Consider the following 21,952-nt stretch of genomic DNA (forward strand, 5'->3'; position numbering starts at 1 on the left):
GTATCAGCCTGCCTGACCTGCGTGACCTGCGTGACCTGCCTGATCCGTGAGACCGAGGAGTGCGCGCATCCGGGTGTACTTCTCGGTCAGTCGCGCCCGGGTCGGTGCGTCCAGGACCGCGAGCCGCGCCGGGTCCGCGTTGTGCGCCAGGTCCGCCTCCTTCACCAGCAACGCGCCCGGTGTGGCGAGGATGCGCCCCGCGTACGCCTCCGGCGTCTCCCTCGCCCGTTTGGTGACCGCCAGGACGACGGCCTTCGTACGGTCGCTCAGCGCCGCCTCGTCCAGCCAGGCCTGGGACAGGGCGTCGTCCTCGACCGCGTCGTGCAGCCAGGCGGCCGCGATCTGCTCGGCGTCGCCGCCACGCGCGCGTACGCCCTCGGCGACCGCCTGGAGGTGCTCGGCGTAGGGGCGGCCCGCCTTGTCGGTCTGTCCCTGGTGGGCGGCGCGGGCGAGGCTCTCGACCTCGGACAGGGTGAGCATGGTGGGTCGGTCCCCTCGGGAGTGTCGGGAGTCCAGGCGGAGCTCAGGACGGTTCGGGAGAGCTCAGGACAGGGGGGCCGACTGGGCCGTCGGGCCCTCGCGGCAGACCAGCAGCAGGGCACGGTCGTCGTTGACGTCCTTCGCCACCGCCTCGATCAGGTGCCAGGCGGCGCCCTGGAAGCCGCCGGCCACATACCGGTCGGCCTCGCCGGTGAGGCGGTCGATGCCCTCGACGATGTCCCGGTCGGAGGTCTCCACCAGGCCGTCGGTGAAGAGCATCAGCACGTCGCCGGGGCGCAGCGAGCCCTTCACGGGGTCGAACTGGGCGCCGTCGTACACCCCGAGGAGGGGGCCCTCGGCGGCCTTCTCCTCCCAGCGGCCGCTGCCCGCGCTGAGCTGGAGGCCCGGCGGATGGCCGGCCGAGTAGAGCTCGTAGTCGCCGGAGTCGAGGTCGAGGACCAGGTGGATGGAGGTCGCGAAGCCCTCGTCCCAGTCCTGGCGGAGCAGATAGCCGTTGGCGGCCGGGAGGAAGGCGTGCGGCGGCAGCGAGCCGAGCAGGCCACCGAAGGCGCCCGACAGCAGCAGCGCTCGTGAACCGGCGTCCATGCCCTTGCCGGAGACGTCCGTGAGGACGACCTCCATGGTGCGGCCGCCATTCGTCCGGGCCGCGACGACGAAGTCACCGGAGAACGACTGGCCGCCCGCCGGCCTCAGCGCCATCTCGCGGTGCCAGCCCTGCGGCAGGCTCGGCAGCTTGCTCTGCACCCGGATGCGTTCGCGCAGGTCGAAGAGCATGGTGCCGCCGCGCCGCCAGGGCACGCCGACACGGCTGCGGAACTGGGCGATGAGGAGTCCGAAGAAACCGCATGCTGCGACGACCAGGACCACGCCCGGGGTGACTCTGGACGGGCCCTCCGTGTACGGGCCCAGTTGCACCGACTCCACGATGAGGGCCGTGGCCGCCGCCGCGTACAGGCCGAGCAGGCTCGACGGGCGCAGCAGCAGTCCGCCGGCGACGATCGGCAGGACCAGGGCGGCCGGTGAGCACCACACCGAGTTGGCGAGTGTGGTGACGGCGATCAGCGGGACGGTGAGCAGCAGGAAGGCCAGCGCGATCCAGTCCGAACCGTCGCCGCGGAAGTAGTCCACGGCGCTTCTGCGCAGGCCGGTGCGGACCCGGTGCATCAAGTGCTTCAACCGGGCCGTCAACGTCTCGGCTTCCGCGCGCCGCTGCCGTCCTACTGCCATTAGTTCGGGACCCTATCCATCGAACCCGCCGCTTGGCACGGGAGGTCCCACTTGTCCCCCCTCCAAGGCTCAACTTCACAGTGAACTTCACGGAAAGCGCTCGCGCCCCGAGGAGGGGGAAATTGGCTGGCTCGTCCCGCATCGGACTGCTAGGCATGAGTCCATGACGAGTGAGGCGACGGGCCGTGCGACCTCTTCCGCGGCCGGGCGTGGGCAACAGCGGAAGGTGCGGGAGATGCGGGAGTCGCGCGAACCACGGGTGCTGCGCCGGGACGAATGGGACGAGTGGTACGACACCCTGCTCCGCGCCTTCGGCGGGATCGGGGAGTCGACCGAGGAACGGGAGCTGTTCAGGGCGCTCACCTCGTACGAGCGCTCCCTGGGTGTGTGGGACGGCGACCAGTGCGTGGCCACGGCGGGGGCGTACGACTTCCGGCTGACCGTACCGGGCGGGGCCTCGGTACCGGCGGCGGGCGTGACGATGGTCGGCGTGAGCGCGACCCACCGGCGGCGCGGGGTGCTGACGTCGATGATGCGGCGACAACTGGACGACGTGCGGGCGTGGGGCGAGCCGCTCGCGATCCTCACCGCCTCCGAACCGGACATCTACGGACGGTTCGGGTACGCCGCGGCGACCTTCGGCCTGCACGCCGAGATCGACACCAGTCGGGTACGGCTGTCCGTCCCGGCCGGCACGGACGACGTACGGCTGCGGTACGCCGACCCCGGCGCGGAGCTCGAGGCGTGCGAGGCGGTGTACGCGCGGACCGTGCCCGCCCGGGCCGGGATGCTCGCGCGCCGGCCCGGTTGGGAGCGGCTGGGGCTGCTCGATCCGGAGAGCGAGCGGGGCGGGGCGTCGCCGCTCCAGTGCGTGCTCGCCGAGCGGGACGGGGAGGTCACCGGGTACGTCCGCTTCCGGGTGCGGTCCGAGTGGCGGGACAGCGGGCACAACGGGCAGGTGCGGCTCCAGGACCTGGCGGGGGTCGATCCGGTGTCGGAGGCGGCACTGTGGCGCTTCCTGTTCGGGATCGACCTCACGACCTCGCTGAAGGTGCGGGGGCGGCCGGTGGACGAGGCGTGGCAGCATCTCGTCTCCGACATCCGGCGGTGCGAGCTGCGGGTGCGGGACTCCTTGTACGTGCGGCTGGTGGACGTGGGGGCGGCGCTCGAGGCGCGGACGTACCAGACGCCGGTGGACGTCGTACTGGAGGTCGAGGATGCCTTCTGCCCCTGGAACTCGGGGCGTTGGCGGCTGTCGGGGGACGCCAAGGGCGCGGTGTGCGGGCGCACCTCCGACGCCGCCGATCTCGCGCTGTCCGTACGGGAGTTGGGGGCGGCCTATCTCGGGGGTGTCAGCCTTGCCTCGCTGGCGGGGGCCGGGCGGGTGCGGGAGCTGCGGCAGGGCGCGCTGGCGGAGGCCGCGATGGGGTTCGGGGCGATCACCGCCCCCTGGTTGCCGCACGGGTTCTGACGGGATCCGCGCGGTCAGCCCTTCTGGCAGGTCGGGCACCAGAAGAGGTTGCGGGCGGCGAGGTCGGCGGTACGGACGGCGTCGCCGCAGAGGTGGCAGGGCTGGTGGGTACGGCGGTACACGTACACCTCGCCGCCGTGGTCGTCGACGCGGGGCGGACGGCCCATCGCCTCGGGGGTGTGCTGCGGGCGGACCGTGTCGATGCGGTTGTTGCGGACGCCCTCACGCATCAGGGCGACCAGGTCGGCCCAGATCGCGTCCCACTCGGCGGGGGTGATGTCCCTGCCCGCGCGGTACGGGTCGATGCGGTGCCGGAAGAGGACCTCGGCCCGGTAGACGTTGCCGACGCCGGCGATGATCTTCTGGTCCATGAGGAGGGCGGCGATCGTCGTACGGCTGCGGGAGACACGGGTGTACGCGGACCGGGGGTCGGCGTCGGCGCGGAGGGGGTCGGCGCCGAGACGGGCGTGTATCGCCTGCTTCTCGTCGCCCGTGATCAGGGCGCAGGTGGTGGGGCCTCGGAGGTCCACGTAGGACGTGGGGTCGGCGACGCGGAGACGGACCGTGTCCGTGGGCGGCGGCGCGGGGGCCGGGCCGAAGTCGACCTTGCCGAAGAGGCCCAGGTGGATGTGGATCCACAGGTCACCGGTGAAGCCGAGGAAGAGGTGTTTGCCGTGGGCCTCGGTGCGGGTGAGGGGGGTGCCGGCGAGGAGGGCGGCGGCGTCGGTGAACTTGCCCTGGGGGCTGGTCACTTGGAGGGGGCGGTGGGTGAAGCGGGCGTAGTCCTGCGCCAGTCGGTGAATCGTGTGCCCTTCAGGCACCGGCGTCTCCTTCTCTTTCCCTCCCACCCGCCCGACCCGGTCAGGTGAGAGGTCACCCACACCACGGCTCCGCCCCGGCCCCTCGCCCACCTGCCCACCCGACTCGGTCGGGTGAGAGGTGGAGGACCGGGGCTCCGCCCCTGCACCCCAGCCGGCTACTGCTGCGGGTGGTGGGGCGGGATTGCCGGGAGGTCGCCTGTGGTCTCGTACGACGAGAGCATGTCGATGCGGCGGATGTGGCGCTCGTCCTCGGAGAACGGGGTGGCGAGGAAGGTCTCGACGAACTTCGTCGCCTCGTCCTGGGAGTGCATGCGGGAGCCGACCGCGACGACGTTGGCGTTGTTGTGCTGGCGGCCGAGGGATGCGGTCTCCTCGCTCCAGGCCAGGGCGGCACGGACGCCCTTCACCTTGTTCGCCGCGATCTGCTCGCCGTTGCCGGAGCCGCCGATCACGATGCCGAGGGACTGGGGGTCCGCGGCCGTCCGCTCCGCGGCGCGGAGGCAGAAGGGCGGGTAGTCGTCCTGGGCGTCGTAGATGTGGGGCCCGCAGTCGACCGGGTCGTGACCCGCCGCCTTGAGCCATTCGACGAGGTGGTTCTTGAGTTCGAAGCCGGCATGGTCCGAGCCGAGATACACGCGCATGGGATGAGTGTGACACGAGTGTTGCGGGGTAGCAGCGCCGGGTGCCGCGTCCGAAAACTGCGAGTAACCCCATCGAAGCTCAGGAAAACCTCAAGTAACGATCTGGAATCATAGGTTCCCGAATTCATTCACCTCGGATTCACTGGACCGGCTCGTACGCCCCCCACGCACGACGCACCTGATTCCCCTCACGCGGCGCAAAGGAAAACCATCCTCATGACTTCGCAGCCGACCCTCACCAAGGCCGACCGCGGCCCCGGAGGTTCCGGAGAACCCGGAACCGGATCCGGATCCGGACTTCAGGCAGGGCTCAAGAACCGGCATCTGTCGATGATCGCTATCGGCGGGGTCATCGGAGCCGGATTGTTCGTCGGTTCCAGTACCGGTATCGCCACCGCCGGGCCGGGCATTCTGCTGTCCTACGCTCTCGTCGGCACGCTCGTGGTGCTGGTGATGCGGATGCTCGGCGAGATGTCCGCGGCCAATCCGACCTCCGGTTCCTTCTCCGCGCACGCCGACCGGGCGCTCGGCCGCTGGGCCGGTTTCTCCATCGGCTGGCTGTACTGGTTCTTCTGGGTCGTCGTGCTCGCGGTGGAGGCCACCGCCGGAGCCAAGATCCTCGAAGGGTGGATGCCCGGCGTACCGCAGTGGGGGTGGGCGCTCATCGTGATGGTGGTGCTGACCGCCACCAACCTCGTCTCCGTCGGGTCCTACGGCGAGTTCGAGTTCTGGTTCGCCGGTATCAAGGTCGTCGCGATCGGCGCCTTCATCGTCGTCGGCGGGCTCGCCGTCTTCGGCGTGCTGCCCGGTGCGGACAGCGACAAGGCGGGGCTCGGCAACCTCACCGACCACGGCGGCTTCCTGCCCAACGGACCCGGCGCCATCCTCACCGGTGTGCTGCTCGTCGTCTTCTCCTTCATGGGCAGCGAGATCGCGACCCTCGCGGCCGGCGAGTCCGAGAACCCGCAGCGGGCCGTGACGAAGTCCACGAACAGCATCATCTGGCGTATCGGCGTCTTCTACCTCGGGTCGATCTTCGTCGTCGTCACGCTGCTGCCCTGGGACGACGCGTCCATCAAGGAGCAGGGCTCCTACGTGGCCGCCCTCGACTCCCTCGGGATCGCGCACGCCGGTCAGATCATGAACTTCATCGTGCTGACGTCGGTGCTGTCCTGCCTCAACTCCGGGCTCTACACGGCCTCCCGCATGGCCTTCTCGCTCGGCGAGCGGGGTGACGCGCCGAAGATCTTCGCCCGCACGACGAGTCGTGGCGTTCCTCTCGCGGCGATCGTCGCCTCGGTGACGTTCGGGTTCGTCGCCGTCTTCTTCAACTACAAGTTCCCCGACTCCGTCTTCCTCTTCCTCGTGAACTCCAGCGGCGCCGTGGCCCTGTTCGTCTGGCTGGTCATCTGCTTCTCGCAGCTGCGGATGCGGAAGATCATCCAGGCCGAGGCGCCGGAGAAGCTGGTCGTGAAGATGTGGCTGTACCCGTATCTGACCTGGGCGACGGCCGCGCTGATCGTCTTCGTGCTCGGTTACATGCTGACCGACACCGAAGGGGAGAGCAGCGGGCGGACGACCGTGCTGCTGTCGCTGCTCGTTGCCGCCCTCGTGGTCGGCGTCGCCTTCCTGAAGGAGGGCCGGGTCAAGGCCAGGGCCAAGGCCGAGGCCACTGCCACTGCCACTGCCGGGAGTGAAGTCGAGTAGCTGCGCTCGAAGGCCGATGAGCCGATGAGAGGGGTCCGCTTCGGCGGGCCCCTTTCTTTTCTCCCACCTCACCGTCCCACCGTCACATCACGGTGAAGCTGTCCTTGACCTTGTCGTACGTCTTCAGGGCCGCCGCCTCGGTCGCGGGCTGGTACCACGTGTTGATCTGGTACGACTTCCCGCTGTCGTCGAAGCCGAGGAGCCGGGCGTGCCAGGGGGTGCCCTGGAGCGTGAAGGTGTACTCCCAGACGACCGCCGGCCGGCCTCGGAACGTCGTCTCCTCCAGGCGGATCTTGCTGTAGTCCTGGCCCTGGTGGGCGTTCCGTTCCGAGGTCCGCCAGGTGTCCATCAGGTCGCCACGGGCCAAGGAGGACTTGGCGACGAGCTCCTGGCTGCCGTCGGGGGACGTGTAGTGCACCTCCGCTCCCGTCTTCACATCCCGCCGCCATCCCTTGGGCGTCGCCCACGCGAAGCCTCCGGCCTCCTGGTGCGTGCCCGGGGGCAGGCTCGGGGGCCTGAACGTCCCCTCGACGGTGGGCGACGCCGAGGGACTCGGACCGGAGCCGGAACCGGATGCAGAGCCGTCGCCGGCGCTCGAGCCGGTGACCGGGGACGGCTTGGGCGAGGAACCGCCTGCCTGGTTGTCGCCGTCGTGCGAGCCGGGGGCCGACGCCAGCACGATCGCGAAAACCGTGGCCACGACGACGACACCGAGGGCGGCGACCGCGCCGGTACGGCGCCCCGTCCATCCCCCCGTACGACGGGCCGGCGACGGGTGCGGGGCAGGTTGCGGGGCCGGGTTGCGTTCCGTCACCGAGCGGGAGCGGGTGAGTGAGATTCCGGAGCGCGGGGATGGGGTTCCCGGTGGGCTGGGGGACGGAGGTTCGGAGCCCGACTCCGAGCGCATCTCCGAGGCCGCTTCGGTGGAGGCATCGGTGGAGGCATCGGTGGAGGCATCGGTGGAGGCATCGGCGGCGACAGAGGGGGCGGGCGGGTCGGGCGCCTTGATGGGGTTCAGGAGTACCCGAGTCGGCGATTCCCGCAGCGGCAACTCCCCCACGTCCGACGCCGGTTCCGTCCCCACACTCGCCTCTCCCCCGGTCACCGTCAGCGTGGGCGTGGGCGTGGGCGTGGGTGGAGGCGTAAGCGGCGGGAAGGCTATGCGCTCAAGGGTGGATTCCAGGTCGGTGAGGGTGGGGCGGGCTGTGGGTTCCTTTGCCAGGAGGGCGGTGAGGATGTCGTACAACGGGCCCGCGTCGGACGGAAGTCGGGGCTCCTCGTAGAGGACCGCGAGCAGGGTCGCCAGGGTGGTGTCCCGGGAGAACGGGGAGTGGCCGGCCAGGGCGGCGCAGAGCGTCGCACCCAGGGACCACACGTCGGAGGGCGGGCCCTGCGGGTGGCCCGAGATGCGCTCGGGGGCCATGTAGTCGGGGGAGCCGACCAGCATGCCGACCATGGTCAACGCCTTCGTGTCCTGGATCGCGGCGATGCCGAAGTCGGTGAGGACGACCCGTCGGACGCCAGCCTCCGCGCTGCCCAAGCCTTCCACCAGGACGTTGCCCGGTTTGATGTCGCGGTGCAGTACTCCCCTCGCGTGCACCTGGCGCAGTGCCGTGACCAGGCCCAGGCCGATCCGGGCGGTTTCGCGCGGGTCCAGTGGACCTTCCTCGGCCATGATCCGTTCAAGGGAGCGGCCGGCCACCAACTCCATGACGATCCACAGGCGTTCGCCCTCGTCGACGACGTCGTAGACGCGTACCACGTTGGGATGGTCGATGCGGGCGGTGGCCCTGGCCTCGCGCAGGGTGCGTTCGCGGCGGGTGCGGGTGTCCTCCGAGTCAAGGCCGTCGATGCGCATTTCCTTCACCGCGACCTGCCGGTCGAGAACCTCGTCGGTGGCTCGCCACACGCGCCCCATTCCCCCCTGGCCGATACTCTCGACCAGCCGGTAGCGCCCCGTCACCAGTAACCCGGAGAAACCTCCACTCCCCGAATTCCCTGTGTTCCCCGGATTCTCTGCGTTTCCCGAGTTTCCCGCATTTCCCGGCAATCCGCTGCACCCCCTCCATTGCCCGGCCCCGGAACACAATAGTCACACTTACTGCCCTACCAGCATAGTGTGGAGAAATCTTGTGGTACCTCTTCCAGTACTGCGAATTCAGGCGCAGCCAAGGGGGGCGAACATGAGTTCTCGTCGGGTGACGACCGTCGCCGGATCGCTGGTCGCGGCATCTTTCTCGGCGGTGTTGATCCTTTCCTTCCCTGCCGGGGCGGACGATCAGGGCCCCGGAAGCAGCAAGGGGGGAAAGCCCGTTGACGAGGCGCCCGCGGGCGTGAAGACGACGACGACACTGCCGGAGCGGATCTCGGTCGACAACAGTTCCAAGAAAACGGCGATCACCGCCACGGTGAAGAACGAGGGGACCAAGGACAGCGGACAGATAAGGCTTTTGGTCGTCGGTTTCGACGGCCTTGCGGTCAAAAGCGTTCAGGGGTGTGACGCCATCGCGGAGAAAGATCTTCCGGAGGGATCCAACAGCGGTTTCTCCTGCCCCATCGACAATCTCGCGGCCGGGGCGTCGAAGTCGTACGCCGTCGACGCGACCTTCGATCTGAGCAAGACCGGGAAGATCTGTCTGCCCGTCCAGACAGCCGACGGGAAGAAGACGTTCTGGCAGCAGGGCCCGGTGCCGTTCGGTACGACGAACCCGTCGCCGAACGCGCCCGCCACCCCGCTGCTCCTCGGCACCGACAACACGCCCGTGGGTCCCGGCGGCGAGGAACTGCCCAAGGCCGGTGTCGGACGGGACGTGTTGCCGCTCGGCGCGGCCGGAGCCGCACTGCTCGCGGCGGGCGCGGCCGGGCTGTGGTGGTCCCAGCGACGGCCGGCGCAGCGTGAGAGCTGAGCGGCCCCACGCGAAAGGGGTTCGCCGGGTCGAGTCGCGTGCTGCGACCCGGCCCGGCGAACCCCTTCGTGAGCACCTTAGGGCGGTTACTCCTTGACGAGCTTCCAGGCCGTCGGGAGCAGACCCATCGCCAGGACCGCCTTGACGGCGTCGCCGATGAGGAACGGGGTGAGGCCGGCCGCGATCGCTGCGGAGGCGCTCATGTCGGCGGCGTAGGCGAGGTACGGGACGCCGACGAGGTAGATGATCGCCTCGCCCAGCAGCATCGTGCCCGCCATGCGCGGCACGGAGCGGTCGGCGCCCCGGCGGGCCAGGGCGCCGACGGCGGCGGTCGCGAGGATCATGCCGAGGATGTAGCCGAAGGAGACGGAGACGCCGGAGCTGCCGCCCGCGAACCACGGCACACCTGCGAGACCGGCCAGCGCGTAGACGGCGAGGGAGGAGACCCCGCGGCGGACGCCGAGGGTGGTGCCGACGAGCAGCGCGGCGAAGGTCTGGCCGGTCACCGGGACCGGGGAGCCGGGGACCGGGACCGCGATCTGGGCCGCGAGGCCGGTGAGCGCGGCACCGCCGAGCACGAGCGCGATGTCCCGGACACGGGAAGCGGGGAGAAGGTCGGCGAGGACCTTTCCGGGACGAGCGGGGGTGACGGCGGCGGTGCTCATGGGGACTCCGCGAGATCGGGACGGACGGGACACGGCGACGCTATCCCAGGGGGGTCGAGGCGATCACCGTCCGCGGTCGACAAACGGTCGAACGCGAGGTTGGTGGGCTCCTGACAAAGGGTGGGGGTTACACGCGGTACGAGGTGACCCTGGTCACTGAGGTGGAGTGGTTCGGGATACGCAGGCGCCCCGGGCGGTCTCTGTAGGGTTTCGCCAACCGAACAGCGGCCGTCTCGCCCGTCGGTCGGCATCTGGTCGGGGCCTGCCCCCTTTGCTAGCTTCGAGCCATGGTTGCCCAGGCCCAGTCTCTGAACTTCTCGTCGCGTCGCCATGTCGACCTGCGACGCGTGGGCGCGGCCGCCTGTCGCCCTCCGGTGTGAGGCGGGCGGAGCCGATCATCCGGCGCGCCGCGCTCCACAGACGGCGCAGTGTCGGACCGGCTCCCGACTTCCGAGGAAGTTCCCCATGCCCCGTACCGCGGCTCCTCCCGCCCCGACCTCTCCCGTTACCCGGGTCGCCGACAGCGACCGGCGGCGTACCAGCGCCAGTGTGGTCCTGCGGTCCGTGCTGGAGCACGGGCCGGTCGCGCGCTCCACCATCGCCCGGCTCACCGGGCTGTCCCCCGCTTCCGTCACCGACCACTGTGCCCGGCTCACCGGGCTCGGGCTGCTCCGGGAGGCGGCGGTGCCCCGGCGCAGCAACGGGGTGGGCCGGCCGCACGTTCCGGTGGATCTGGACGACTCGCGGTTCGTGGTGGGCGGGGTGCATGTGGCGGTGCCGTACACCACGGTCTCGCTGCTGGATCTGCGCGGCCGGGTGGTCGCACGGCGGGAGTTGAAGCATCGAGGCCGCCTCGAACCGTCCGAGGTGCTGGCGCGGGCCTCCGACGGGCTCGGCGCGCTGCTCGAGGAGGCTCCCGGCTGCCGGGCCCTCGGGGTGGGGGTCGCCGTGGGCGGCTGGGTGGACCGGGATTCGGGGACCGTCGTCGAGCATCCGCTGCTGGGCTGGCGGGACGTGCCGGTGCGGGAGTCGGTCGGCGCGCACACCGGGCTGCCGGTCCAGGTGGACGGACACGCACGCGCGTTGGTCAACGCGGAGCGGCTGTTCGGGCAGGCACGCGGCAACCTGAGCGTGCTGCATCTGTTCGTCGGGAACGTGGTCGACGCGGCGTTCGCCACGAACGACGAGGTGCACCACGGGCCGCGTTCACAGGCGGGCGCCATCGCGCATCTGCCGTTGGCCGGCGGCACGGAGCCCTGCGAGTGCGGCCGGGTCGGCTGCCTCCAAGTGGAGCTGAGCGAGCGGACGTTGTGCCGACGGGCCCGGCAGGCCGGGGTGATCGACGGGGTGAACCCGATGCACGTGGTCGCCGCGGCGGAGGCCGGGAACCCGGTGGCCGTACGGCTGTTGCGGGAGCGGGCGCGGATGGTGGGCCGGGCTGCCGGGCTGCTGCTGGACGTGCTCAATCCGGAGCGGGTCGTCGTCACCGAGGTGGGTGTGCTGTTCCGGGAGGACTGCCTCGCCGCGCTGCGGGACGAGGTCGGCGCGGGGCGCTCCGCCGGCGTCTCGCCGAGCAGTTTCCCCGACTCCGTGCTGGCCGTGGCGGGCGGGGCGGTGGCACTGGACGTGCTCTACCGGGATCCGCTTGCCTCCTCCTGGCCTCGTCCTCCGGGCGTCCCACCTGAGCCGAGTTAATTCAGAAACTCCGAATGTTGACAGGCCCCACACGTGGACAGGAACATCTTTCTCATGAGCTGTCGCACCTTCTGTTGCTGACGCCCCGGTGCGCCGGGAGCGCACCCTTCTCCTGCCTTTAGTCGCAGGATTCGTTTCGGTCTTGTTGCAGATTCCTTGCGGATCTCCTGCGGATTTCTTGTGGATTCCTCTCGATTCCCGCAGGCCCTTGCGGCCTCTGCCACGCCCGCTTTCCTCTGCCGGCTTCCGCCTGCCTTGTCTCCGTTTTCCCCTGGGGGTTCTCCCGTGCCTGTTTCCCGTACGCCCGGTGTCGACCGGCGTCTCTTCCTCGCCTCGCTGCTGGGCGCCGCCGCCGGTGTCGCAGGGCTCAGCGGCTGCGCCGAGAGCAGTGCCGCCACCGGTGGCGAGGGCGCCTCCACGGCCCCGCTCGCCGACAAGGTGCCCGCCGGCACGAGCCTGAAGATCGCCTCCTTCCAGGGCGCGCAGCAGTTGCAGCTGAAGCTGGCGAAGCTGCCCGAACTGCCCTTCGCGGTGTCGAGCTGGCTGAACATCGGGGCCGGTCCCGACGTCATCAACGCCTTCCGCGCGAAGTCCCTGGACGTCGCCAACAACGCGGGAATTCCGCCGATCCAGGCGCATTACCAGGGCTTCGACGCGAAAATCGTCGCGATCAACATCACCCGCAAGCCGAACTACGTCTTCGCCACCAAGCCGGGCAGCGACATCAAGACCGTCGACGACTTCCGCGGAAAGAAGCTGGCGTTCTCGCAGGGGCAGGCGCAGGGCGTCGTCCTGCTGCGGGCGCTGAAGAAGGCCGGCCTGAAGTACGACGACGTGAAGCTGGTCCCGCTGACCAGCAACCAGTTCCTCACCGCGCTTCAGTCGGGCCAGGTGGACATCGCCCCGCTCGGCAACACCCAGTCGCCCGCCTACCTCAAGCAGTACGAGTCCAAGGGCGCCCGCATCATCACCACCGACGTCGTCGACCTGCTCAGCCTGCTGTGGGCGCCGGTGTCCGTGCTGAACGACAAGGCGAAGGCCGCCGCCGTCGCCGCGTACATCCCGCAGTGGGCGCAGGGCCTGGTGTGGAGCTACGAGAACCCGGACGTCTGGAACGAGGAGTTCTACGTCAAGACGCAGAACCTGACCCTCGACCAGGCCCAGTCGATCACCGCGCTCGCCAACAAGCCGCTGTTCCCGCCGAGTTGGGACGAGGCCATCAAGTGGGAGCAGGAGACCGCGGACCTCCTCGCGGAGGGCGGCTTCGTGAAGAAGTTCGACGTCTCCTCGCTGTTCGACCACCGCTTCGAGGGCATCGCCGCCAAGTCCGTGGCAGCCGAGTACCGGAGTTGACCGCCATGACCACCAGCGCAAGCACGAGCACGAGCACGACCACCGGCACGACCGCGACCACGGTCCCCGCCGTCGCCGTCACCGCCGACGACGGTCCTCGGGTCCGCCGCCGACAACGACGCCGTGGACTCGCTCCCGGCAAACCGTGGCCCGCCTCCCGGCTCGTCGGGCCCCTGCTGCTCATCGCCTTGTGGGCCGCCGCCTCGGCCGCCGGGCAGCTGGACACCGGGGCGATCCCCGCGCCCTGGACGGTGCTCAGGACCGGCGTGAACCTGTGGACCGACGGGACACTCACCACCGACGTCCTCACCTCGCTGGAGCGCGCCGCCTACGGCTTCGCGATCGGCCTGACCGCCGGGGTGACGCTCGCGCTGGCCTCGGGGCTGACCCGGTCCGGGGAGGCCCTGATCGACGGGACCGTGCAGCTCAACCGGGCGATCCCGACCCTCGGTCTGATCCCGCTGTTCATCCTCTGGCTGGGCATCGGCGAGACCTTCAAGATCGCGATCATCGCCATCGTCGTCTACATCCCGATCTACCTCAACACGCATGCCGCGCTGTCCGGCATCGACCACCGGTTCGTCGAACTCGCCGAGGTGCAGGGCCTGTCGAAGGTCGAGTTCATCCGGCAGATCGTGATCCCCGGCGCCCTGCCCGGATTCTTCGTGGGACTCCGGCTCGGGGTGACCGGCTCCTGGCTGGGACTGGTGGTCCTGGAGCAGATCAACGCCACCAGCGGCCTCGGTTACATGATGTTCCAGGCCCAGAACTACGGCCAGTCGGACGTCATCCTCGTCGGCCTCCTCATCTACGGCGTCTTCGGTCTCCTTTCCGACACCGCGGTCCGTCTCATCGAACGGAGGGTGCTGTCGTGGCGCCGCACACTGAGCAGCTGACCCGCTCCGCCGCAGTCCAACTGCGCGGCCTGACAAGGTCGTTCGAGGAACGCACGGTTCTCGACGGCATCGACCTGGACATCCCCGCCGGCCAATTCGTGGCACTCCTCGGGCACAGCGGGTCCGGCAAGAGCACCCTGCTGCGGGCGGTCGCCCACCTCGACCACGAGGTCGTCGGCAGCGGGCAGCTCACGGCCCCGGAGAGGGTGTCGGTGGTCTTCCAGGACTCCCGGCTGCTGCCCTGGCGGCGGGTGCTGGACAACGTGCTGCTGGGTCTTGACGGCAAGGAGGCGGAGCAGAAGGGCCGCGAGGCCCTCGCCGAGGTGGGGCTGAAGGGCCGCGAGCGGGCCTGGCCCAATGAGCTGTCCGGCGGTGAGGCGCAGCGCGCCGCACTGGCCCGATCGCTGGTCCGCGAACCCGAACTCCTCCTCGCCGACGAGCCGTTCGGGGCGCTGGACGCCCTCACCCGGATCAAGATGCACACCCTGCTGCGCGAGCTGTGGGAGCGCCACAAGCCTTCCGTACTGCTCGTCACCCACGACGTGGACGAGGCGATCGTGCTCGCCGACCGGGTCCTCGTCCTCGACCACGGCCGTATCGGCCTCGACCTGACCATCGACCGCCCGCACCCGCGCTCGTACCGGGACCCGCTGCTCGGCGAGTACCGCGAACGGCTGCTCGCCGCCCTGGGCGTCACGGAGGACCACAAGTGACCACGGCTCACAACGGACGACAGCTCCACCTGAACGCGTTCCTGATGAACACCGGCCACCACGAGGCGTCCTGGCGACTCCCGGAGAGCGACCCGTACGCCCACGTGGAGCTGGACCACTACGTCCACCTGGCCCGGATCGCCGAACGCGGCACCTTCGACTCCCTGTTCCTCGCCGACGGTCCGCAGCTCTGGGGCACCATCGCCCAGCGCCCGGCCGGCGCCCTGGAGCCGCTCACGCTGCTCACCGCGCTGGCGACGGCCACCCGGCACATCGGCCTCATCGCCACCGCCTCCACCTCCTACAACTCCCCCTACAACCTGGCCCGTAAGTTCGCCTCGCTCGACATCATCAGCGGCGGCCGGGCGGGCTGGAACATCGTCACCACCGCCGGCGCGGAGGCCGCCCGCAACTTCGGTCTGGACGCCGAGCCCGCGCACGCCGAGCGCTACGCCCGCGCCGGCGAGTTCCTCGACGTGGCCCTGAAGCTCTGGGACAGCTGGGAGGACGACGCGATCGTCGCCGACAAGACGGCCGGCGTCTGGGGCGACGACGCGAAGGTCCACCCGCCCCGGCACCGGGGGACGTATTTCAGTGTCGAGGGCGCCCTCAACGTCCCGCGTTCACCCCAGGGTTACCCGCTGCTGGTGCAGGCCGGGTCGAGCGAGGACGGCAAGGCGTTCGCGGCCCGGTACGCGGAGGCGGTGTTCACCGCGCAGCAGACGCTCGGCGACGCGCAGGCCTTCTACGCCGACCTCAAGTCCCGTACCCGGCAGGCCGGCCGGGATCCCGAGCACATCAAGGTGCTGCCCGGGATCGTCCCGGTGATCGGCTCGACGGAGGCCGAGGCACGAGCCAACGAACAGGTCCTCGAGGACCACATCGTGCACACGCACGGGGTCCAGCGGCTGGAGCAGCTGCTCCAGCTGGAGCCGGGCGCCCTGGAGCTGGACTCGGAGCTGCCCGCCGACCTGCCGCCGGAGAGCGCGATCGAAGGCGCCAAGAGCCGCTACACCCTCGTGGTGGAGCTGGCCCGGCGCGATCGCCTCACCGTGCGGCAGCTGATCGGGCGGCTCGGCGGCGGGCGCGGGCACCTCACCTTCGCGGGCACGCCCGAGCAGGTCGCCGACGCGATCGAGAGCTGGTTCACCCAGGGCGCCGCCGACGGGTTCAACATCATGCCCGCGGTGCTGCCCTCCGGCCTGGACGCCTTCGTGGACCACGTCGTGCCGATCCTGCGCGCCCGCGGCCTGCTGCGCACGGAGTACGGCCCGCGCACGACCCTGCGGGAGAGGTACGGCCTTCCGCGCCCCGCCAACCAGTACGTGAACGCTCCCGCACCCGTCCTCGTCTGACCCTCGTCCGAAAGGAACCTCCCATGAGCATCGAGATCCGCAAGGTCACCGCGAACATCGGCGCCCAGGTCTCCGGCGTCGACATCGCGAAGCCCCTCGACGAGGAGACGTACACCGCCCTGCGCGAGGCGCTCAACGTCCACAAGGCCCTGGTCTTCGACGACGTGGACCTGGACGACGCGGGCCAGCAGGCCTTCGTCCGCCACTTCGGCGACCTCACCACCGCCCACCCGACCGTGCCGGCCGTCGACGGCGCCCCGAACGTGCTGCCGGTCGACAGCGAGCGCGGCCGCGCCGCCAACCACTGGCACACGGACGTCACCTTCGTCCTCAACCCGCCGCAGGCCAGCACCCTGCGCAGCCTGGTCCTCCCGCCGTACGGCGGCGAGACCCTGATCACCAGCTCGGCGGCGGCCTACCGCCAGCTGCCGGAGCCGCTCAGGCAGCTCGCCGACACCCTGTGGGCCGAGCACACCAACGACTACGACTACGCGGTGCCGCAGGAGACGGTCGACGAGGCGCAGGCCGCCGCGCGCGCCCAGTTCACCTCGATCAAGTACCGCACGGTCCACCCGGTGGTCCGCGTGCACCCGCTGACCGGCGAGCGGGGCCTGTTCATCGGCGGGTTCGCCCAGCGCATCGTGGGCCTGTCGCCGGCCGAGTCCCGCAAGATCCTCGACCTGCTCCAGTCGTACGTCACCCGGCCGGAGAACATCGTGCGCCACCGCTGGTCGGAGAACCAGCTGGTCCTGTTCGACAACCGCATCACCCAGCACTACGCGGTCGACAACTACGACGGCCGGCCCCGCCGGCTGCACCGGGTGACCGTCGCGGGTGACATCCCGGTCGGCATCGACGGCAAGGAGAGCTACTCGATCGAGGGCGACGCGGCGCACTACACCTCCGTAGCGGCCTAGACACACCGCGTATCCGGTCCGTCCGGATGGTGGGCAGCCCCTTCGCCCGAGCGGAGGGGCTGCCCAGACTGTGGGCGTTTTTGCCCATCTCACGCATTGGACGAGCCGCGCCCATGCCCAGCAGCAGCACCGTCGGGACTCCCCCGGAGCCGGACGTCACCCTGTCCCACGGCCTCAAACAGCGCCATCTGTCGATGATCGCCCTCGGTGGCGTCATCGGCGCCGGTCTCTTCGTCGGCTCGGGCGCGGGTATCGCCGCCGCCGGTCCGTCGATCGTCCTCGCCTACGCCCTCTCCGGCCTGCTCGTGATGCTGGTGATGCGGATGCTGGGCGAGATGTCGGCCGCGTATCCCTCGTCGGGCTCGTTCTCGGCGCACGCCGAGCGGGCCTTCGGTCCCTGGGCGGGTTTCACCGTGGGGTGGGCCTTCTGGGTCCTGCTGTGCACGGCCGTCGGCCTGGAGGGCATCGGCGCCGCGAAGATCGTCACGGGCTGGCTGCCGGGCACGCCCGAGTGGGCCTGGGTGGCGCTGTTCATGCTCCTGTTCTGCGGGGCGAACCTGACCGCGGTGAAGAACTTCGGCGAGTTCGAGTTCTGGTTCGCGGCCCTGAAGGTCGGCGCGATCACCCTGTTCCTGGTGCTGGGTGTGCTGGCCGTGGGCGGTGTCCTGCCGGGCACGGACTCCCCGGGGGCCTCCCATCTGGGCGAGCTCTTCCCGCACGGCAGCGAGGGCCTGGTCGTCGGCCTGCTCGCGTCCGTCTTCGCGTACGGCGGCCTGGAGACGGTCACCATCGCCGCCGCCGAGTCGGAGAACCCGGTCCGGGGCGTGGCGAGCGCGGTCCGTACGGCGATGTGGCGCATCGCGCTGTTCTACGTCGGCTCCATGGCGGTCATCGTCACCCTCGTCCCCTGGGACGCGAAGGCGGTCGTCGAGAAGGGCCCCTACGTCGCCGCTCTCGACCAGCTCGGCATCCCGGGGGCCGGCCAGGTCATGAACGTGGTGGTGCTGGCCGCGCTGCTCAGCGCCATGAACGCCAACGTCTACGGCTCCTCGCGCATCGCGTACTCGCTGGTGGAGCGGGGCCACGGCCCGAAGGCGCTGGGCCGGGTGTCGGGCGGCGCACCCCGGGTCGCGGTGCTCGCCTCCTGTGTCTTCGGCTTCGGCTGCGTCCTGCTCAGCTACTGGCGTCCGGACGATGTGTTCCCCTGGCTGCTGAACATGATCGGCGCGGTGATCCTGGTCGTCTGGATCTTCATCGCGCTCTCCCAGCTGCGGCTGCGCGGCCGTCTGGAGCGGGAGGCGCCCGAGCGGCTGGCCGTCCGGATGTGGGCGTTCCCGGTGCTCACCTGGGTCGCGCTGGCGGGGATGGCGGCGATCTTCGTCCTGATGGCGCGGGAGCCGGGCACCCGGGTGCAGCTGTACTGGTCGGGCGGGATGACGGCGTTCCTGGCGGCCGTCGGGTACGCGTGGCAGCGGCGCCGGCTGCGGGCCACGGGCTGACCTGCCCGCCCCTCCCCCCGGCTCCTGTCGGCCTGTCGGCCCTCACGCGAAAGACGCGTGGGGGCCTTCTCGTTGCCGCCACGTCCGTCGTTGTTGCCCGGAACCCCCTTCTTGTTGCTAGCCTGCACTTGCAAGTCACTTGCAATAAGAGGTTTGAGGGGACCCCGCCATGCCCGTCTACACGCTGCCCGAACTGCCCTACGACTACTCCGCGCTCGCCCCCGTGATCAGCCCGGAGATCATCGAGCTGCACCACGACAAGCACCACGCGGCCTATGTGAAGGGCGCCAACGACACCCTGGAGCAGCTGGCGGAGGCGCGGGACAAGGAGCAGTGGGCGTCGCTGGGCGGCCTGGAGAAGAACCTGGCCTTCCACCTCTCCGGCCACATCCTGCACAGCATCTACTGGGCCAACATGACCGGCGACGGCGGCGGTGAGCCCCTCGCGGCGGACGGCGTCGGCGACCTCGCGGACGCGATCACCGAGTCCTTCGGCTCGTTCGCCGGCTTCAAGGCCCAGCTGACCAAGGCGTCCGCGACCACCCAGGGTTCCGGCTGGGGCGTCCTCGCCTACGAGCCGCTCAGCGGCCACCTCATCGTCGAGCAGGTCTACGACCACCAGGGCAACGTCGGCCAGGGTTCCGTGCCGATCCTCGTCTTCGACGCCTGGGAGCACGCCTTCTACCTCCAGTACAAGAACCAGAAGGTCGACTTCATCGAGGCGATGTGGGCCGTCGTCAACTGGCAGGACGTGGCCGGGCGTTACGCCGCCGCGAAGTCCCGCGCGGATGTGCTGCTGCTCGCCCCCTGAGGCAGCGGTGAAGCGTCCTGCCTCGTGATCGTCTTCTCACCCTTCACGGCGGCAGGCGGAGTGAAGGAGCGGCCCCGCGAGGACATGACTCGCGGGGCCGCTCCCGTTGCACACCGTTCCCTTACGCCCGGGCGGGGGCTTCCCCAAGGGCGGTGTTCCGGGCGACAGTGGCCCGCATGGGTCTTCCGAAGAGGCGTTGCCCCAACTGCGGGGACACCGAACAGCACTTCCGGCACCTGCACGGCGCCGAGCGGGCCTTCGCCCTGACGCAGACACAGGTGCTGGTGCACAGGGCGGATCTCGACAAGTACCGGCGCTGCACCCACGAAGGCTGTGTGCGGGTGCAGTCCTACTTCAACTGGCGGTCCGGCTTCGACCTTCCGGAGGAGTTCCGGACGTCTCCGCAGCCGGCCACCTAGGGGAGATCCCCCGGCCCCGTCGGGGGATCCCCCCAGCCTCCGGGTCCACCGATCGGTGGACGGGAAGTTCAACCGGGCACCTCTGTCCGCCAACTGCCCTGGCCGGACAGGCTTTTGGGCATGAACTCACTCACTGTGCGCATGGCGCGTTCCAGTGCGCGGCACCCCTGGCGGGCGATCGTCGGCTGGCTGGTCTTCGTGGCGCTCTGCCTGGCGGCCGGCAGCGCCGTCGGGATGAACAGCGCGAGGACGGCCGACTACCGGGTCGGCGAGGCCGGCCGGGCCGAGGCCATGGCGGCCGAGGGGCAGCTGGAACGCAGATCCGCCGAGCAGGTGCTGATCTCCGCGCGGGCGGGCACCCTCGGCACCGAGGCGGCCCGCGGCGCCGTCCGGGACCTCACCGCCCGGATGGAGCGGCTGCCCGAGGTCGCCGAGGTGGCCGCGCCGGTCCGCTCCGCCGACGGCCGGATCCTCATGGTCGAGGTGGCGCTGCGAGGCGAGGAGCGGGACGCCAAGGACAAGGTCGACGCGCTCACCGCGCAGACCACGGCCGTCCAGCGGGCCCACCCGGAGCTGCTGCTCCAGGAGACCGGCAGCCCCTCCATCAGCAAGGGCGTCGACGAACAGCGCGGTGACGACCTCGCGCTCTCCGAGAAGATCACCCTGCCGGTCACGCTGCTGACCCTGCTGGTCGTGTTCGGCTCGCTCACCATGGCCGCCGTACCGCTGCTGCTCGCACTGTCGTCGATCGCGGCGGCCGTCGGGCTGTCGATGGTGGCCTCGCACGTCTCCCCGGACACCGGGGTCGGCACGAACGTCATCCTGATGATCGGCCTCGCCGTCGGCGTCGACTACACACTCTTCTATCTGAAGCGGGAGCGCGAGGAGCGGGCCCGCTCCGGGGGGCGGCTGAGCTCGCAGGCCCTGGTCGAGCTGGCGGCCGCCACCTCGGGCCGGGCCGTGATGGTCTCCGGGTTCGCGGTCGTCGCCTCCACCGCCACGCTGTACCTGGCCTCGGACGTCGTCTTCTCCTCGCTCGCCACCGGCACCGTGGTGGTCGTCCTGGTCGCGATGGCCAGTTCCCTGACGGCGCTCCCCGCGCTGCTGACGGTGCTGGGGAAGCGGGCGGAACGCAGGGCCGCGCGCCGGGCGGAGCGGGGCAGGCCCGTCCGCCGCCCTCGCGGCGGAAGCGGCGGAAGCGGCGAGAGGGGTGAGAGGGGTGAGAGCGGCGGCCGGGTCTGGGCCGCGCTGCTGCGCCCCGCCGCCCGGCACCCCCTCGCCACCCTCGGTGTCTCCGTCCTCGCCCTGCTCGCACTCGTCGTCCCGCTGGCGGGCCTGCACATCACGGAGATGAGCCGGGACACCCACTCCCGGGAGATCCCCGCCATGCGGGTGTACGACCGGCTCAACGAGGCGTTCCCGCAACACCGGGTCACCCACCAGGTGGTCGTGCGCGCCGACGCGGCACGGGCCGCCGAGGTCGCCGAGGCCCTGGACGCACTGACCCGGCTCGCGGACGCCGACCCCCTGTTCACCGGCACGCCCCGGCTCCGCACCTCCGCGGACCACCGTGTCAGCACCCTCGAACTGCGCGTGCCGTACCTCGGCGACTCCGACCAGGCCTACGACTCGCTCGACCACCTGCGCCACGACTACCTGCCCGCCACCGTCGGCCGGATCGCCGGCGCCGAGTACGGCGTCAGCGGGGACGTGGCCCGGTACACCGACTATCCGGCGCACCAGAACGGCAAACTGCCCCTCGTCCTCGGGGCGTTGCTGCTGGTGACCTTCCTGATGACGCTGTACGCGTTCCGCTCCGTCGTCCTCGGGCTGATCGGCGTGGCGCTGAACCTGCTGTCCGCGGCGGCCGCGCTCGGGCTGCTGGTCCTCGTCTTCCAGCACACCTGGGCCGAGGGGCTCTTGGACTTCCGCTCCACCGGGTCGATCGGGTCGCGGGTCCCGCTGTTCCTGTTCGTGATCCTCTTCGGACTCTCCATGGACTACCAGGTGTTCGTCGTCAGCCGGATCCGGGAGGCCGTGCTCGCGGGCACCCCGACCCGGCAGGCGGTGCTCGACGGGGTCCGCCGGTCGGCGAGCGTGGTGACCAGCGCGGCGGTCGTGATGACGACGGTGTTCGTGAGCTTCGTCTTCCTGCACATCATCGAGATGAAGCAGATCGGGTTCGTGCTCGCGGCGGCCGTCCTGCTGGACGCCTTCGTCGTACGCATCCTGATCCTGCCGTCGGCGATGCTGCTGCTGGGCGAGCGGAGCTGGTGGCCGGCGCGACCGGACCGGGGTACGGCGGGGCCGCGGGCCCAAGCGACCACCGGGCGCCCGGTGGTCGACGTACGTTGA

19 protein-coding genes are annotated in these 21,952 nt (G+C 70.5%); 13 read left to right on the forward strand and 6 right to left on the reverse strand.

What is annotated here, in order from left to right; translation table 11 throughout:
- Positions 1-3: 3 nt before the first annotated feature.
- Complete coding sequence (locus G9272_RS16315) at positions 4-480, reverse strand: HD domain-containing protein (RefSeq protein ID WP_171397253.1); 477 nt, start codon at positions 478-480, stop codon at positions 4-6.
- A 63-nt stretch (positions 481-543) separates the two neighbouring features.
- Complete coding sequence (locus tag G9272_RS16320; protein WP_171397254.1) at positions 544-1,728, reverse strand: PP2C family protein-serine/threonine phosphatase; 1,185 nt, start codon at positions 1,726-1,728, stop codon at positions 544-546.
- A gap of 235 nt (positions 1,729-1,963) precedes the next feature.
- Here G9272_RS16320 and G9272_RS16325 point away from each other — a divergent pair, with 235 nt between their 5' ends.
- Positions 1,964-3,199, forward strand: coding sequence for a GNAT family N-acetyltransferase (locus G9272_RS16325; protein ID WP_253268205.1), 1,236 nt, complete (start codon positions 1,964-1,966; stop codon positions 3,197-3,199).
- 14 nt (positions 3,200-3,213) lie between these two features.
- Here the strand turns inward: G9272_RS16325 and G9272_RS16330 are convergent, their stop codons facing one another.
- The gene (locus G9272_RS16330) at positions 3,214-4,020 is read right to left on the reverse strand and encodes an Fpg/Nei family DNA glycosylase (protein ID WP_171397255.1); all 807 of its coding nucleotides are present in this window, start codon (positions 4,018-4,020) and stop codon (positions 3,214-3,216) included.
- A gap of 155 nt (positions 4,021-4,175) precedes the next feature.
- A complete protein-coding gene (locus G9272_RS16335; RefSeq protein WP_171397256.1) occupies positions 4,176-4,661 on the reverse strand; it encodes a ribose-5-phosphate isomerase in 486 nt (161 codons plus the stop codon).
- Between the two features lie 216 nt (positions 4,662-4,877).
- On the opposite strand from G9272_RS16335, the gene G9272_RS16340 reads away from it, so the two are divergent.
- Positions 4,878-6,368: an amino acid permease gene (locus G9272_RS16340; protein WP_171397257.1), complete on the forward strand. Its 1,491-nt coding sequence runs from the start codon at positions 4,878-4,880 to the stop codon at positions 6,366-6,368.
- 82 nt (positions 6,369-6,450) lie between these two features.
- On the opposite strand, the gene G9272_RS16345 is transcribed toward G9272_RS16340, so the two are convergent.
- Positions 6,451-8,331, reverse strand: coding sequence for a serine/threonine-protein kinase (locus G9272_RS16345; protein ID WP_171397258.1), 1,881 nt, complete (start codon positions 8,329-8,331; stop codon positions 6,451-6,453).
- A 220-nt stretch (positions 8,332-8,551) separates the two neighbouring features.
- Between G9272_RS16345 and G9272_RS16350 the strand changes: the two genes are divergently transcribed.
- A complete protein-coding gene (locus G9272_RS16350; protein WP_171397259.1) occupies positions 8,552-9,274 on the forward strand; it encodes a hypothetical protein in 723 nt (240 codons plus the stop codon).
- Between the two features lie 86 nt (positions 9,275-9,360).
- On the opposite strand, the gene G9272_RS16355 is transcribed toward G9272_RS16350, so the two are convergent.
- A complete protein-coding gene (locus G9272_RS16355) occupies positions 9,361-9,939 on the reverse strand; it encodes a biotin transporter BioY (protein WP_171397260.1) in 579 nt (192 codons plus the stop codon).
- Between the two features lie 465 nt (positions 9,940-10,404).
- Here G9272_RS16355 and G9272_RS16360 point away from each other — a divergent pair, with 465 nt between their 5' ends.
- The 10 genes from G9272_RS16360 (at position 10,405) to G9272_RS16405 (ending at position 21,952) form a co-directional block, all read left to right on the forward strand.
- On the forward strand, positions 10,405-11,634 hold the full coding sequence (locus G9272_RS16360) for an ROK family transcriptional regulator (RefSeq protein WP_171397261.1): 1,230 nt from the start codon (positions 10,405-10,407) through the stop codon (positions 11,632-11,634).
- 285 nt (positions 11,635-11,919) lie between these two features.
- Positions 11,920-12,987, forward strand: coding sequence for an ABC transporter substrate-binding protein (locus tag G9272_RS16365; RefSeq protein ID WP_171397262.1), 1,068 nt, complete (start codon positions 11,920-11,922; stop codon positions 12,985-12,987).
- 5 nt (positions 12,988-12,992) lie between these two features.
- Positions 12,993-13,883, forward strand: coding sequence for an ABC transporter permease (locus G9272_RS16370; protein ID WP_171397263.1), 891 nt, complete (start codon positions 12,993-12,995; stop codon positions 13,881-13,883).
- Positions 13,859-14,596, forward strand: coding sequence for an ABC transporter ATP-binding protein (locus tag G9272_RS16375; RefSeq protein ID WP_171397264.1), 738 nt, complete (start codon positions 13,859-13,861; stop codon positions 14,594-14,596). Before G9272_RS16370 ends, G9272_RS16375 begins: the two co-directional genes overlap by 25 nt.
- Entirely contained in the window at positions 14,593-15,951 is a 1,359-nt protein-coding gene (locus G9272_RS16380) for an LLM class flavin-dependent oxidoreductase (protein ID WP_301272134.1), read from the forward strand. The genes G9272_RS16375 and G9272_RS16380 overlap by 4 nt, the downstream gene beginning before the upstream one ends.
- Positions 15,952-15,974: 23 nt before the next feature.
- Positions 15,975-16,868 carry a TauD/TfdA dioxygenase family protein gene (locus tag G9272_RS16385; RefSeq protein ID WP_171397265.1) on the forward strand — a complete coding sequence of 298 codons (894 nt, stop codon included), beginning with the start codon at positions 15,975-15,977 and terminating at the stop codon, positions 16,866-16,868.
- 113 nt (positions 16,869-16,981) lie between these two features.
- Positions 16,982-18,367 carry an amino acid permease gene (locus G9272_RS16390; protein ID WP_171397266.1) on the forward strand — a complete coding sequence of 462 codons (1,386 nt, stop codon included), beginning with the start codon at positions 16,982-16,984 and terminating at the stop codon, positions 18,365-18,367.
- Positions 18,368-18,536: 169 nt separating this feature from the next.
- Positions 18,537-19,178 (forward strand): superoxide dismutase, encoded by a 642-nt coding sequence (locus G9272_RS16395; protein ID WP_171397267.1) that lies wholly within the window; start codon positions 18,537-18,539, stop codon positions 19,176-19,178.
- 176 nt (positions 19,179-19,354) lie between these two features.
- Positions 19,355-19,597: a hypothetical protein gene (locus tag G9272_RS16400; RefSeq protein WP_171397268.1), complete on the forward strand. Its 243-nt coding sequence runs from the start codon at positions 19,355-19,357 to the stop codon at positions 19,595-19,597.
- A gap of 120 nt (positions 19,598-19,717) precedes the next feature.
- Positions 19,718-21,952, forward strand: a complete 2,235-nt coding sequence (locus tag G9272_RS16405; protein ID WP_253267830.1) for an MMPL family transporter — start codon at positions 19,718-19,720, stop codon at positions 21,950-21,952.

The organism is Streptomyces asoensis (genome assembly GCF_013085465.1).
GTDB classification, from domain to species: Bacteria; Actinomycetota; Actinomycetes; order Streptomycetales; family Streptomycetaceae; genus Streptomyces; species Streptomyces cacaoi_A.

Excerpts from the sequence above, each read along its gene's own strand:
- G9272_RS16315 (WP_171397253.1), bottom strand. The coding sequence starts at position 480 with ATGCTCACCCTGTCCGAGGTCGAGAGCCTCGCCCGCGCCGCCCACCAG.
- G9272_RS16320 (WP_171397254.1), bottom strand. The coding sequence starts at position 1,728 with ATGGCAGTAGGACGGCAGCGGCGCGCGGAAGCCGAGACGTTGACGGCC.
- G9272_RS16325 (WP_253268205.1), top strand. The coding sequence starts at position 1,964 with ATGCGGGAGTCGCGCGAACCACGGGTGCTGCGCCGGGACGAATGGGAC.
- G9272_RS16335 (WP_171397256.1), bottom strand. The coding sequence starts at position 4,661 with ATGCGCGTGTATCTCGGCTCGGACCATGCCGGCTTCGAACTCAAGAAC.
- G9272_RS16340 (WP_171397257.1), top strand. The coding sequence starts at position 4,878 with ATGACTTCGCAGCCGACCCTCACCAAGGCCGACCGCGGCCCCGGAGGT.
- G9272_RS16350 (WP_171397259.1), top strand. The coding sequence starts at position 8,552 with ATGAGTTCTCGTCGGGTGACGACCGTCGCCGGATCGCTGGTCGCGGCA.
- G9272_RS16355 (WP_171397260.1), bottom strand. The coding sequence starts at position 9,939 with ATGAGCACCGCCGCCGTCACCCCCGCTCGTCCCGGAAAGGTCCTCGCC.
- G9272_RS16360 (WP_171397261.1), top strand. The coding sequence starts at position 10,405 with ATGCCCCGTACCGCGGCTCCTCCCGCCCCGACCTCTCCCGTTACCCGG.
- G9272_RS16370 (WP_171397263.1), top strand. The coding sequence starts at position 12,993 with ATGACCACCAGCGCAAGCACGAGCACGAGCACGACCACCGGCACGACC.
- G9272_RS16385 (WP_171397265.1), top strand. The coding sequence starts at position 15,975 with ATGAGCATCGAGATCCGCAAGGTCACCGCGAACATCGGCGCCCAGGTC.
- G9272_RS16390 (WP_171397266.1), top strand. The coding sequence starts at position 16,982 with ATGCCCAGCAGCAGCACCGTCGGGACTCCCCCGGAGCCGGACGTCACC.
- G9272_RS16395 (WP_171397267.1), top strand. The coding sequence starts at position 18,537 with ATGCCCGTCTACACGCTGCCCGAACTGCCCTACGACTACTCCGCGCTC.
- G9272_RS16400 (WP_171397268.1), top strand. The coding sequence starts at position 19,355 with ATGGGTCTTCCGAAGAGGCGTTGCCCCAACTGCGGGGACACCGAACAG.
- G9272_RS16405 (WP_253267830.1), top strand. The coding sequence starts at position 19,718 with ATGAACTCACTCACTGTGCGCATGGCGCGTTCCAGTGCGCGGCACCCC.